9 protein-coding genes are annotated in these 13,645 nt (G+C 67.5%); all 9 read right to left on the bottom strand.

Going from position 1 to position 13,645, the window contains the following annotated elements; all coding sequences use genetic code 11:
* Nucleotides 1-9 precede the first annotated feature (9 nt).
* Nucleotides 10-2,106: an elongation factor G gene (gene fusA / locus AB0M54_RS25735; RefSeq protein ID WP_364474171.1), complete on the bottom strand. Its 2,097-nt coding sequence runs from the start codon at nt 2,104-2,106 to the stop codon at nt 10-12.
* A gap of 42 nt (nt 2,107-2,148) precedes the next feature.
* Entirely contained in the window at nt 2,149-2,619 is a 471-nt protein-coding gene (gene rpsG / locus AB0M54_RS25730; RefSeq protein WP_364318456.1) for a 30S ribosomal protein S7, read from the bottom strand.
* A gap of 1 nt (nt 2,620) precedes the next feature.
* Nucleotides 2,621-2,995 (bottom strand): 30S ribosomal protein S12, encoded by a 375-nt coding sequence (rpsL, locus tag AB0M54_RS25725; protein WP_014440718.1) that lies wholly within the window; start codon nt 2,993-2,995, stop codon nt 2,621-2,623.
* Nucleotides 2,996-3,365: 370 nt separating this feature from the next.
* Entirely contained in the window at nt 3,366-3,695 is a 330-nt protein-coding gene (locus AB0M54_RS25720) for a hypothetical protein (RefSeq protein WP_364474169.1), read from the bottom strand.
* Nucleotides 3,696-3,890: 195 nt separating this feature from the next.
* A complete protein-coding gene (locus AB0M54_RS25715) occupies nt 3,891-4,202 on the bottom strand; it encodes a hypothetical protein (protein WP_364474241.1) in 312 nt (103 codons plus the stop codon).
* A gap of 100 nt (nt 4,203-4,302) precedes the next feature.
* Nucleotides 4,303-8,190 (bottom strand): DNA-directed RNA polymerase subunit beta', encoded by a 3,888-nt coding sequence (locus AB0M54_RS25710; protein ID WP_364318452.1) that lies wholly within the window; start codon nt 8,188-8,190, stop codon nt 4,303-4,305.
* 91 nt (nt 8,191-8,281) lie between these two features.
* On the bottom strand, nt 8,282-11,722 hold the full coding sequence (locus AB0M54_RS25705) for a DNA-directed RNA polymerase subunit beta (RefSeq protein ID WP_364318450.1): 3,441 nt from the start codon (nt 11,720-11,722) through the stop codon (nt 8,282-8,284).
* 546 nt (nt 11,723-12,268) lie between these two features.
* Nucleotides 12,269-12,652 carry a 50S ribosomal protein L7/L12 gene (rplL, locus tag AB0M54_RS25700; RefSeq protein ID WP_364318448.1) on the bottom strand — a complete coding sequence of 128 codons (384 nt, stop codon included), beginning with the start codon at nt 12,650-12,652 and terminating at the stop codon, nt 12,269-12,271.
* Nucleotides 12,653-12,706: 54 nt separating this feature from the next.
* Nucleotides 12,707-13,252, bottom strand: coding sequence for a 50S ribosomal protein L10 (gene rplJ / locus AB0M54_RS25695; RefSeq protein ID WP_364318446.1), 546 nt, complete (start codon nt 13,250-13,252; stop codon nt 12,707-12,709).
* Nucleotides 13,253-13,645: the final 393 nt, after the last annotated feature.

Here is a 13,645-nt window from a genome sequence, read left to right as displayed (position 1 = left end):
CTCACCGCATCAGGCGCCAGTGGCCTTCGCGATGATCTCCTTCGCCACGTTCGCGGGAACCTCGGCGTAGGAGTCGAACTGCATGCTGTAGCTCGCCCGGCCCTGAGTCTTCGACCGCAGGTCGCCGACGTAGCCGAACATCTCCGACAGCGGTACCGAAGCCTTGACGACGCGAGCGCCGGAGCGCTCCTCCATCGACTGGATCAGACCACGGCGGGAGTTCAGGTCGCCGATCACGTCGCCCATGTTGTCCTCGGGCGTCGTCACCTCGACCGCCATCATCGGCTCGAGCAGCGCGGGGTCGGCCTTGCGGGCCGCCTCCTTCATCACCATCGAGCCGGCGATCTTGAACGCCATCTCGGACGAGTCGACCTCGTGGTACTGGCCGTCCACCAGGGTCAGCTTGACGCCGACCAGCGGGTAGCCGGCCAGCACGCCGTACTGCAGGGCGTCCTGGGCGCCCGCGTCCACCGAGGGGATGAACTCCTTGGGGATGCGGCCACCGCTGACGGCGTTGACGAACTCGTAGGTCGGGCCGTCGGCCTCGAGCGGCAGCGGCTCGACCGTGACGACGACCTTCGCGTACTGGCCCGAGCCACCGGTCTGCTTCTTGTGCACGAACGTGAGCTTCTCGACCGTGCCGCGAATGGTCTCGCGGTACGCGACCTGAGGCTTACCGATGTTCGCCTCGACGTTGAACTCACGCCGCATGCGGTCGACGAGGATGTCGAGGTGGAGCTCGCCCATGCCGGCGATGACGGTCTGACCGGTCTCCTCGTCGTTCCAGACGCGGAAGGTCGGGTCCTCCTCGGCCAGCCGCTGGATCGCGACACCGAGCTTCTCCTGGTCGGACTTGGTCTTCGGCTCGATGGCGACCTGGATGACCGGCTCCGGGAACGTCATCGACTCCAGGACGACCGGGTTCTGCGGGTCGCAGAGCGTGTCGCCGGTGGTGGTCTGCTTCAGACCCTGCACCGCGATGATGTCGCCGGCCTGCGCCGACGAGCGCTCCTCACGCTTGTTCGCGTGCATCTGGTAGATCTTGCCGATCCGCTCCTTGCGGTCCTTGGTGGAGTTGACCACCTGGGACCCGGTCTCCACCGTTCCGGAGTAGACCCGGAAGTAGGTGAGCTTACCGAGGTGCTTGTCGGTCTGGATCTTGAAGGCCAGGCCGGAGAACGGCTCCGAGTTCGACGGCTTGCGCAGCAGCGGCGTCTCGCCGTCGGTCGCGAGGCCCTCGATGGCCGGGATGTCCAGCGGCGACGGCAGGAACTCGACCACCGCGTCGAGCATGGGCTGAACGCCCTTGTTCTTGAACGCCGAACCGCACAGCACCGGGTTGGCCTTGCTGGCGATCGTGGAACGCCGGATGGCGGCCCTGATCTCGGCCTCGCTGAGCGTCTCACCGTCGAGGTACTTGACCATGACCTCGTCGTCGACGTCGGCCAGGGTCTCGATCAGCTTCTCGCGCCACTCGGTCGCGGAGTCGACCAGCTCGGCCGGGATCTCCTCGATCGCGTAGTCGTCACCCTTCTGGGTCTCCCCACGCCAGGTGAGCGCGCGCATGCCGATCAGGTCGACGACGCCGATGTGGTCGCCCTCGAGGCCGATCGGGATCTGCAGCACGAGCGGCGTCGCGTTCAGCCGGTCGATCATCATCTGCACGCAGCGGAAGAAGTCCGCGCCGGTGCGGTCCAGCTTGTTGACGAAGCACATGCGCGGGACGTTGTACTTGTCGGCCTGCCGCCAGACGTTCTCGGTCTGCGGCTCGACGCCGGCCACACCGTCGTACACCGCGACGGCACCATCCAGAACACGCAGCGACCGCTCCACCTCGACCGTGAAGTCGACGTGGCCCGGCGTGTCGATGATCTGGATCGTGTGACCCTTCCACTCGCACTTGGTGGCGGCGGAGGTGATCGTGATCCCGCGTTCCTGCTCCTGCTCCATCCAGTCCATGACGGCAGCGCCCTCGTGGACCTCACCGATCTTGTACGTGATGCCGGTGTAGAACAGGATGCGCTCGGTCGTCGTGGTCTTACCAGCGTCGATGTGCGCCATGATGCCGATGTTGCGTACGTTGGCGAGCGCGTCTGCGGCGGCCACTTCAATCCCTCTTCGTCTTCGTCGTCGTCAGGTGGTGGTTGACTACCACCGGTAGTGCGCGAAGGCCTTGTTGGACTCCGCCATCTTGTGGGTGTCCTCGCGACGCTTCACCGCGGCGCCGAGGCCGTTGCTGGCGTCCAGCAGCTCGTTCTGCAGCCGCTCGATCATGGTCTTCTCGCGGCGGGCCTTGGAGTACTGAACCAGCCAGCGCAGGCCCAGGGTGGTCTGCCGAGGGGTACGAACCTCGACCGGCACCTGGTAGGTCGCGCCACCGACGCGGCGGCTGCGGACCTCGAGGGTCGGCTTGACGTTGTCCATGGCGCGCTTGAGCGTCACCACGGGGTCGGTGCCGTTCTTCTCCCGGCAGCCCTCGAGAGCGCCGTAGACGATGCGCTCGGCGAGCGCACGCTTGCCGGCGACCAGGATCTTGTTCACCAGCTGGGTGACCAACGGCGAGTTGTACACCGGGTCAGCGACCACCGGGTGGCGCGGAGCGGGGCCCTTACGAGGCATGTCAGCTCTTCTCCTTCTTCGCGCCGTAACGGCTGCGGGCCTGCTTGCGGTTGCGGACACCCTGGGTGTCCAGCGAACCACGGACGATCTTGTAGCGGACGCCCGGGAGGTCCTTCACACGACCGCCACGCACGAGCACGATCGAGTGCTCCTGCAGGTTGTGGCCGACGCCCGGGATGTACGCCGTCACCTCGATCTGGCTGCTCAGCTTCACACGAGCGACCTTGCGCAGCGCAGAGTTGGGCTTCTTGGGGGTGGTGGTGTAGACGCGCGTGCACACGCCGCGCCGCTGAGGGCTCCCCTTCAGCGCCGGCGTCTTGGTCTTGCTCGTCTTAGCCTGGCGGCCCTTTCGGACCAGCTGCTGGATCGTGGGCACCGGGTTTCTCCGCTCCCTTCGGCCGCATTCCTCACGGCCGCACCGTCTTCGTATGCGTTATGTGTCGAACGACCCAGGGGGATCGTCCGACACCCGCGGTCGGGCGTGTCGTCCGGCTCACGGTCCCGCCGCGCGTTGCGATAACGCGCGGCGAGTCTTGTTCTTGTTCGGGCGCCTGGCCCGAGCCGTGCTGCTGCCCCGGTCTTGCCTACGACTCTGGGCGCACGCACGACTTGCCCGGGCAAGCCCAGGCACGAGGAGGAAGATTACCCACCTCAGGCTCAGCGGTCAAAACGAACCCCGCCAGCCATGATGGATATCTCCGCACGGTCAAGTGTACCGGGTGTCCTGATTCCGCGAGCGGGCACCGTCAGGAGACTTGCACCAAGAGGGAGAACCCCAGGGCGAGCAGGGCTATTCCCACGCCCGTGGCGCCACAGGAAATGCCCGCGATGGCCTGGCCACGGCCGGTGAAACGAAGCATGCCATCGCGCCCTGACCTGTGGATCTGTCGGCTGGCGACCAGTCCGACGGCCACCGCGCCGCCGCCGATCAGCACGGCCAGCAGGGTGAACGCCCCGGCCACCAGCCCGCCCCAGCCCGCGGACGCGCCGGCCGAGCCGAAGCAGAAGACCAGCAGCGAGACGACGATCGAACCGATGCCGGCGATCATCGCGCCGGTCGCCTGCCCGGAGACCACCGGGGGCACCTGGATCTGAACCAGTCCGTACTCGGTGCCGCCGACCGGATCGATGCGGGCCGGCTGCCAGCGACCGTCCTCAGGCGGAGGCGGCGGGCCCGGCGGCCCCTGCGGCGGCCCAGCTTGAGGGTAAGGATGGCCCGGGTACGTCATACCCCAAGCTTGTCACCCGAACGTGAGAGGGCGCAGCCCGCCTCAGTCGGTCGTGGTGTCGAAGTCTTGCCCGCCCGGACCGGCCAGGTGGAGCAGGCCGGCGATGACCGCCACGACCAGGGCCGTGAGGGCCAGCACGATGCCCGCCCAGGCCAGTCCGCGGCCGCGGCGCACCCACTTGTTGCCGGTCAGGTAGCCCGCCGCGGCGAACTGCTGGCGATGCGTCTGCCGGGCCATCACGAGCGCGATCGTGGCCGGGATCACCCCACCGACCAGCGGACCGGTGATCAGCGCGGTCAGGCCGAGCGCGAAGACCGCGCGGGCCTTGGTGGACGACGCCGGTTCCGGGTCCATCGGGTGCCGGGTGGGCACGGCGGCGGGAAGTGTCACGTACCCATTAAAGCCCGGAGGGCGGCCACGCTCACACGTGGCCGCCCTCCGGTATCGATCAGACCTAGCGGTACGACCCGAAATCGAAGTCGTCCAGCGGCACAGCCTGCCCGCTGGCCGGCCCGAAGCCGTAGTCGGTCTCCGGGTACCCGGTCATCGAGTACACCTTGGCCTTGGCCTCCTCGGTCGGCTCGACCCGGATGTTGCGGTACTTGCTGATGCCCGTACCGGCCGGGATGAGCTTGCCGATGATGACGTTCTCCTTGAGGCCCACCAGCGAGTCGCTGCGCGAGTTGATCGCAGCGTCGGTGAGCACCCGGGTGGTCTCCTGGAAGGAGGCCGCCGAGAGCCAGGAGTCGGTCGCCAGCGAGGCCTTGGTGATACCCATGAGCACCGGACGACCGGCGGCGGGCTCGCCACCCTCGCCGACGATCCGGCGGTTCTCCGACTCGAAGAGCGCCCGGTCGACCAGGATGCCCGGCAGGAACTCCGCGGCGCCCGAGTCGATGACCGTGACCCGCTTGAGCATCTGGCGGATGATGATCTCGATGTGCTTGTCATGGATGAGCACACCCTGCGAGCGGTAGACCTCCTGGACCTCCTGGGTCAGGTGGACCTGGACCGCCCGCGGACCCATGATCCGCAGAAGCTCGTGCGGGTCGATGGTGCCCTCGGTCAGCTTCTCGCCGACGCCGACGTGCTCGCCGTCGTGGTACCGCAGCTTGACGCGCTTCGAGATCTTGTCGTACACGATCTCTTCGCTGCCGTCGTCCGGGACAACCACGATCTTGCGGGACCGCTCGCCGTCCTCGATCCGCACGCGGCCCGGGGTGTCGGCGATGGGCGCCTTGCCCTTGGGCACACGGGCCTCGAAGATCTCCTGGACCCGCGGCAGACCCTGGGTGATGTCCTCACCCGCGACACCACCGGTGTGGAAGGTACGCATCGTCAGCTGCGTGCCCGGCTCACCGATGGACTGGGCCGCGATGATGCCGACCGCCTCGCCGATGTCGACCGCCTTGCCGGTCGGCAGCGAACGGCCGTAGCAGGCCGCGCAGACGCCCAGCTTGGACTCGCAGGTCAGGACGCTGCGTACCCGCACCGTCTCGGTACCCACCGCCACCAGCTTGTCGACCAGGATCGAGTTGAGATCCTCGCCCCGGGCTACCACCACGTTGCCGTCGGCATCGGTGATGTCGTCGGCGATGGTCCGCGCGTGGATGCCGGTCTCGGCGTGCGTGTCGAGCTCGAGCTCGCCCGCCTGGTTCCGGCTCAGCACCGTCATCGGGATCGCCCGGTCGGTGCCGCAGTCCTCCTCGCGGATGATGACGTCCTGCGACACGTCCACCAGACGCCGGGTCAGGTAACCCGAGTCGGCGGTACGCAGCGCGGTGTCGGCCAGACCCTTCCGTGCGCCGTGCGTGGAGATGAAGTACTCCAGCACGGTCAGACCCTCGCGGTACGACGACGTGATCGGCCGCGGGATGATCTCGCCCTTGGGGTTGGCCACCAGACCACGGATCGCGGCGATCTGCCGGAGCTGGAGGAGGTTACCGCGGGCGCCGGAGTTGATCATCACCCAGAGCGGGTTCTCCTGCGGCAGCGCGGTCTCCATCTCCTTGGAGATCTCGTTGGTCGCCTTGGTCCAGATCTCGATGAGCTCGCCGCGACGCTCCTCGGCGGTCATCAGGCCACGCTGGTACTGCTTGTCGATCCGGTCGGCCTCGGTCTGGTACTTGGCCAGGATCTCCGGCTTGCGCGGGGGCCCGATGACGTCGCCCATGCCGATCGTCACGCCGGACCAGGTGGCCCAGTGGAAGCCGGCCTCCTTGAGCGCGTCCAGGGTCGCGGCCAGCGCGACCTTGGGGAAGCGCTCGGCGAGGTCGTTGACGATCGCCGACAGCTGACCCTTGCGGATCTCGTAGTTGACGTACCGGTAGCCCGGCGGCAGGGTCTCGTTGAAGATCACCCGGCCCAGCGTGGTCTCGACCAGCACCTGGTCGCCCGGCTGCCAGCCTTCCGGCTGCTCCCAGGCGGCGCCCTTGCCGTTGTCGACGCCGGCGACCTCCTGAAGGCGGATCTTCACCGGGGCCTGCAGGTGGAGCTCGCCGTTGTCGAACGCCATCCGCGCCTCGGCGTCCGAGCTGAACACCCGGCCCTCGCCCACGCCGCCCGGCGTGAGGTGGGTCAGGTAGTACAGCCCGATGATCATGTCCTGGGTGGGCATGGTCACCGGCTTGCCGTCGGCCGGCTTGAGGATGTTGTTCGACGAGAGCATCAGGATCCGGGCCTCGGCCTGCGCCTCGGCGGACAGCGGCACGTGCACCGCCATCTGGTCGCCGTCGAAGTCCGCGTTGAACGCGGTGCAGACCAGCGGGTGGATCTGGATCGCCTTGCCCTCGACCAGCTGCGGCTCGAAGGCCTGGATGCCCAGGCGGTGCAGGGTCGGCGCGCGGTTCAGCAGCACCGGGTGCTCGCTGATGACCTCTTCGAGGACGTCCCACACGACCGGACGCTGGCGCTCCACCATCCGCTTGGCCGACTTGATGTTCTGCGCGTGGTTCAGGTCGACCAGGCGCTTCATCACGAACGGCTTGAACAGCTCCAGGGCCATCTGCTTGGGCAGACCGCACTGGTGCAGCTTGAGCCGCGGGCCGACGACGATGACCGAACGGCCGGAGTAGTCGACGCGCTTGCCCAGCAGGTTCTGCCGGAACCGGCCCTGCTTGCCCTTGAGCATGTCGGACAGCGACTTCAGCGGACGGTTACCCGGGCCGGTGACCGGCCGGCCGCGGCGGCCGTTGTCGAACAGCGCGTCGACGGCCTCCTGCAGCATCCGCTTCTCGTTGTTCACGATGATCTCGGGCGCGCCCAGGTCGATCAGGCGCTTGAGCCGGTTGTTCCGGTTGATCACCCGGCGGTACAGGTCGTTCAGGTCGCTGGTCGCGAAGCGGCCACCGTCGAGCTGCACCATCGGGCGCAGGTCCGGCGGGATGACCGGGACGCAGTCGAGCACCATGCCCAGCGGCGAGTTGCGGGTGTTCAGGAACGCGGCGACGACCTTGAGCCGCTTCAGCGCACGGATCTTGCGCTGGCCCTTGCCGGTGCGGATGGTCTCCCGCAGCGACTCGGCCTCGGCGTCCAGGTCCATGTTCTGCAGCAGCGCCTTGATCGCCTCGGCGCCCATGCCGCCCTCGAAGTACTCGCCGAAGCGGTCCCGGAGCTCGCGGTAGAGCAGCTCGTCGGTGACCAGCTGCTTGGCGTCGAGCTTGCGGAAGGTGTCGAGCACCTCGTCGAGCCGGTCGATCTCACGCTGCGCCTTGTCACGGATCTGGCGCATCTCCCGCTCGCCGGCCTCCTTGACCTTGCGGCGGACGTCGGCCTTGGCGCCTTCGGCCTCCAGCTCGGACAGGTCCTGCTCGAGCTTGGCGGCGCGACCCTCGATCGTCGAGTCGCGGCTGTTCTCGGACTGCCGCTTCTCGGCGAAGATCTCGTTCTCGATCGTCGACAGATCGCGGTGACGCGCCTCGGCATCGACCTTGGTGACCACGTACGACGCGAAGTAGATGATCTTCTCGAGGTCCTTGGGCGCCAGGTCGAGCAGGTAGCCCAGCCGGCTCGGCACACCCTTGAAGTACCAGATGTGCGTGACCGACGCGGCCAGCTCGATGTGACCCATGCGCTCACGGCGGACCTTGGACCGGGTCACCTCGACGCCGCAGCGCTCACAGATGATGCCCTTGAACCGGACCCGCTTGTACTTGCCGCAGTAGCACTCCCAGTCCCGCTGCGGACCGAAGATCTTCTCGCAGAAGAGTCCGTCCTTCTCGGGCTTGAGCGTGCGGTAGTTGATCGTCTCGGGCTTCTTGACCTCGCCGTGCGACCACTGGCGGATGTCGTCAGCGGTAGCAAGGCCGATGCGCAACTCGTCGAAGAAGTTGACGTCGAGCACTTGGACTATCCCTCGTGTTTCGTTGCTCGGATAAATTCCAGGCCGGCGGGGCGGCGTCCGGCGGCCTCAGGCCACCGGACGCCGCACTCCGTCAGATCTCTTCGACGCTGCTGACGCCCTCGTTCGGGCGGCGGGACAGGTCGATGCCGAGTTCCTCCGCGGCCCGGAAGACCTCGTCGTCGGTCTCGCGCATCTCCAGGGCAACACCGTCGCTGGACAGCACCTCGACGTTGAGGCACAGCGACTGCAGCTCCTTGAGCAGCACCTTGAACGACTCCGGGATTCCCGGCTCCGGGATGTTCTCGCCCTTGACGATGGCCTCGTAGACCTTCACGCGGCCGAGCACGTCATCGGACTTGATGGTGAGCAGTTCCTGAAGCGCGTACGCCGCGCCGTAGGCCTGCATCGCCCAGCACTCCATCTCGCCGAACCGCTGTCCACCGAACTGCGCCTTACCACCCAGCGGCTGCTGCGTGATCATCGAGTACGGGCCGGTCGAGCGAGCGTGGATCTTGTCGTCGACCAGGTGGTTCAGCTTCAGGATGTACACGTAGCCGACCGCGATCGGGTCGGGCAGCGGCTCGCCGGAACGACCGTCGAACAGCTGCGCCTTGCCGTCGCCGTTGACCAGCCGCTTACCGTCGCGGTTGACCAGGGTCGACTCGAGGAGACCCTTGATCTCCTCCTCCTGGGCGCCGTCGAAGACCGGGGTGGCGACATTGCTGTCCTTCGGCGACTCGTGGGCCTCGATGGCCCGGAGCTGCCGCTTCCACTCCTCGTCCTCGCCCTCGACCGACCAGCCGGTCTTGGCGATCCACCCGAGGTGGGTCTCCAGGACCTGGCCGATGTTCATCCGGCTCGGCACGCCGAGCGGGTTGAGCACGATGTCGACCGGGGTGCCGTCCTCGAGGAACGGCATGTCCTCGACCGGCAGGATCTTCGAGATGACGCCCTTGTTGCCGTGGCGGCCGGCGAGCTTGTCGCCGTCCTGGATCTTGCGCTTCTGGGCCACGTAGACGCGGACCAGCTCGTTCACGCCCGGGGGCAGCTCGTCGCCGTCCTCGCGGGAGAACGTGCGGACGCCGATCACCGTGCCGGTCTCGCCGTGCGGAACCTTCAGCGAGGTGTCCCGGACCTCCCGGGCCTTCTCACCGAAGATGGCGCGCAGCAGCCGCTCCTCCGGGGTCAGCTCGGTCTCGCCCTTGGGCGTGACCTTGCCGACCAGGATGTCGCCGGGCACGACCTCGGCGCCGATCCGGATGATGCCGCGCTCGTCCAGGTCGGCGAGCATCTCCTCGCTGACGTTGGGGATGTCGCGGGTGATCTCCTCCGGACCCAGCTTGGTGTCGCGGGCGTCGACCTCGTGCTCCTCGATGTGGATCGAGGTGAGCACGTCCTGCTGCACGAGGCGCTGCGACAGGATGATCGCGTCCTCGTAGTTGTGGCCCTCCCAGCACATGAACGCGACGAGCAGGTTGCGGCCGAGGGCCATCTCCCCCTCGTCGGTGCACGGTCCGTCGGCGACGACCTGGCCGGCCTCGACCCGGTCACCCTCGAACACGACCGGCTTCTGGTTGACGCAGGAGCCGGCGTTGCTGCGGCGGAACTTGTGCAGCAGGTAGGTGCGGCGGTGGCCGTCGTCCTGGTGCACCGTCACGTAGTCGGCGCACAGGTCTTCCACCACGCCGCCGACCTCGGCGACGACCACGTCACCGGCGTCGACCGCCGCGCGGTACTCCATGCCCGTACCCACCAGCGGCGACTCCGCCTTGACCAGCGGGACCGCCTGACGCTGCATGTTCGCACCCATCAGGGCGCGGTTGGCGTCGTCGTGCTCGAGGAACGGGATCATCGCGGTGGCGACCGAGGTCATCTGCCGCGGCGACACGTCCATGTAGTCGACCTCCGTGCCCGGCACGTAGTCGACCTCACCGCCCTTCCGGCGGACCAGGACGCGGTCGTCGGCGAAGGTGCCGTCGCTCTTCAGCGTGGCGTTCGCCTGCGCCTTGATGAACCGGTCTTCCTCGTCGGCGGTGAGGTAGTCGACGTGGTCGGTGACCGTTCCGCCGTCCACCCGCCGGTACGGGGTCTCGATGAATCCGAACGGGTTCACCCGCGCGAACGTCGAGAGCGCACCGATCAGGCCGATGTTCGGGCCTTCCGGGGTCTCGATCGGGCACATCCGGCCATAGTGGGACGGGTGGACGTCACGGACCTCGAAGCCCGCCCGCTCACGGGACAGACCGCCCGGGCCGAGCGCGCTCAGCCGGCGCCGGTGGGTCAGGCCCGCCAGCGGGTTGGTCTGGTCCATGAACTGCGAGAGCTGCGACGTGCCGAAGAACTCCTTGATCGCCGCCACGACCGGGCGGATGTTGATCAGGGTCTGCGGCGTGATCGCCTCGACGTCCTGGGTGGTCATCCGCTCACGGACGACGCGCTCCATCCGGGACAGGCCCACGCGGACCTGGTTCTGGATGAGCTCGCCGACGGTGCGCAGGCGACGGTTGCCGAAGTGGTCGATGTCGTCGGCCTCGTAGCCCTCCTCACCGGCGTGCAGCCGGCAGAGGTAGTCCACGGTCTTGACGATGTCTTCCTCGGACAGCGTGCCCCGGACGATCGGGACGTCGATCTCGAGCTTCTTGTTGAACTTGTAACGGCCGACCTTGGCGACGTCGTACCTCTTCGGGTTGAAGAAGAGGTTGTCGAGCAGGGTCTGCGCGTTCTCCCTGGTCGGGGGCTCGCCAGGGCGGAGCTTGCGGTAGATGTCGAGCAGAGCCTCGTCCTGCCCGGCGATGTGGTCCTTCTCCAGCGTCGTCATGAGCAGCTCGGACCAGCCGAACCGCTCGCGGATCTGCTCCGCGGACCAACCGATCGCCTTGAGCAGGACGGTGACGGCCTGCCGGCGCTTGCGGTCGATCCGGACGCCGACCGTGTCGCGCTTGTCGATGTCGAACTCGAGCCAGGCACCCCGGCTCGGGATGACCTTCACGCTCGACAGGTCGCGGTCGGAGGTCTTGTCCGGCTCCTTGGTGAAGTAGACACCGGGAGAACGGACGAGCTGACTCACCACGACGCGCTCGGTGCCGTTGATGACGAACGTCCCCTTGGGGGTCATCATCGGGAAGTCACCCATGAACACCGTCTGGCTCTTGATCTCGCCAGTGGTGTTGTTGGTGAACTCCGCGGTCACGAACAGTGGCGCGCAGTAGGTCAGGTCCTTCTCCTTGCACTCCTCGATAGAGGCCTTGACCTCGTCGAAGCGGGGCGCCGAGAAGGACAGCGACATGGTGCCGGAGAAGTCCTCAATGGGACTGATCTCTTCAAGGATCTCTGCGAGGCCCGAGTGGGCGTGCGGGTCGTCCGTCGATCGGGCCTGCCAGGCCTCGTTGCCCACCAGCCAGTCGAATGACTCGGTCTGGATGGCCAGGAGGTTGGGAACCTCAAGTTGCTCGGTGATCCTGCCGAAAGAGATACGGCGGGGAGCGTAGGCGCTCGACGTACGGCTGGTCTTCGCAGGGCGGGAAGCTGCCAAGATGCGTCCTTCCGAGGACCGGTGCTGCTGATGCGGCTTTGAGCTGCGGGTGTCTGCGTGCACTCCAATGGACCCCCCGGCAACTATCCAGATGGATATGCCGGCAGGGATCCAGGCAGAAGGCAGCGCAAACTAGCAGTGTAGCCGCTCGGCCAACCGCTGTCCAGCCCCAACCTCAGGACGCTGCGGAGCGTGCCTCCCGGGGCCTCCGACCTGCGGTTCTTTGGTCGGTGCCACTCCAGGGGCCGCTCGGAACGCGAGCGTTTGTCCCTCGGTGCCCGGATGGAACCCGTTGTCTCCGAGTTACCCATCGGTGGGCGGTCGCAAGCGCGGAACTTGCTGATAGTCAGCGTGCCCGTCGTCGGACACTCAGTCAAGGGTTGCGCCGCGTGCCGTCGTCCATCGGACGCGGCATAGCGACCATAGCGCACGATTGGCGGATCTTGCGGTGGTTTGCCACAGCCCTGTCGGCCAGGGCTTTCACCTGGGAAAAGACGGTGGCGGAGACCCCTGAGGGTCCCCGCCACCGCGAGCCTGGGGCTCAGATCACTTGAGGGTGACCTTGGCGCCCTCGCCCTCGAGCTTGGCCTTGGCCTCCTCGGCCTTCTCCTTGTTGACGCCCTCGAGGATCGCCTTGGGGGCGGCCTCGACGGTGTCCTTCGCCTCCTTGAGGCCCAGGCCGGTCAGCTCGCGCACGACCTTGATGACCTGGATCTTCTTGCCGCCGTCGGCCTCGAGGACGACGTCGAAGGAGTCCTTCTCGGCCTCGGCCTCGGGGGCCGCACCGGCCGGGCCGGCCGCCGCGATGGCAACCGGCGCCGCGGCGGTGACCTCGAAGGTCGTCTCGAACTGCTTGACGAACTCGGACAGCTCGATCAGCGTCATCTCCTTGAACGCGTCGAGCAGCTCGTCGGTGCTGAGCTTCGCCATGTCTGGCAACCTTTCGTTGTTTCTGGTCTGTGGTGGTCTGTCCGCGCGACGGGCCTAGCCCTCGGCGGAACCGTCCTTCTCGCGCTTCTCCTGCAGGGCCGCGGCAAGCCGCGCGACCTGCGACAACGGCGCCTGGAACAGGCCCGCCGCCTTGGTCAGGTTGCCCAACATGGCGCCGGCCAGCTTGGCCAGCAGCACCTCACGGGACTCGAGGTCGGCGATCTTGCTGACCTCGTCGGCCGAGATGGCCTTGCCCTCGAAGACGCCGCCCTTGATCACCATGGCGGGGTGGGTCTTGGCGAAAGCCCGGAGGCCCTTGGCCGCCTCGACCGGGTCACCCTCCACGAAGGCGAGCGCGGTAGGACCGGTGAACAGCGCGTCAAGGCCCTCGATGCCCGCGTCTGAAGCGGCACGCTTCGCGAGCGTGTTCTTCGACACGGAGTACTTGGTCTGCGTGCCGAGCGAGCGCCGCAGCTCCGTCAGCTCCGCGACGGTGAGGCCGCGGTACTCGGTCAGCAGCGTCGCCGACGAGCTCCGGAACTGCTCCGTGAGCTCAGCGACAGCGGTGGCCTTGTCGGCCCGGACCGGCTTGTCCGCCATGTCCCTCCTCTCAATGCTCGAAACGCTGATCGGTTCCGAACATGAGAAACGCCCCGGGCGCAGGGCCACGGGGCGGTATCGGGCGCTTTTCACGGCGGCCGGGCGCATCCGTTCGCTCCCTGCGCGGGCCGCCCGCATGTGCGGGACTTTCGACCGCGGCGTCCGTCGTCAAACGGGCACTGCGGCGACCAGCGGTCTTTGGGTGGAACTTCGCAGGCAACAGTACGCGTCCCGCCCGTCACGTCCAAATCGCGACCTCCCGCCCGGCCCGCGACCTACGTCACGGTGCCGGCCGGGTGCCGCGCCCACCTCGGTGGTGGGTGGGTTGCGCGCGCCGACGTGCCGCCGCCTCCCCCACCCCGGCACTGGGTGGGTCGGACGGTAGCGGGCCGA

The sequence above is a fragment of the Actinoplanes sp. NPDC051470 genome (assembly GCF_040682035.1).
In the GTDB taxonomy this organism is placed as follows: domain Bacteria; phylum Actinomycetota; class Actinomycetes; order Mycobacteriales; family Micromonosporaceae; genus Actinoplanes.
The sequence above is the reverse complement of the archived record's forward strand: the minus strand, read 5'-3'. Positions and strand labels throughout refer to the sequence as shown.

Bases quoted from the DNA above. Each gene is read 5' to 3' on its own strand.
- rpsG (WP_364318456.1), bottom strand. From the start codon at position 2,619: ATGCCTCGTAAGGGCCCCGCTCCGCGCCACCCGGTGGTCGCTGACCCG.
- AB0M54_RS25715 (WP_364474241.1), bottom strand. From the start codon at position 4,202: ATGGACCCGGAACCGGCGTCGTCCACCAAGGCCCGCGCGGTCTTCGCG.
- rplL (WP_364318448.1), bottom strand. From the start codon at position 12,652: ATGGCGAAGCTCAGCACCGACGAGCTGCTCGACGCGTTCAAGGAGATG.
- rplJ (WP_364318446.1), bottom strand. From the start codon at position 13,252: ATGGCGGACAAGCCGGTCCGGGCCGACAAGGCCACCGCTGTCGCTGAG.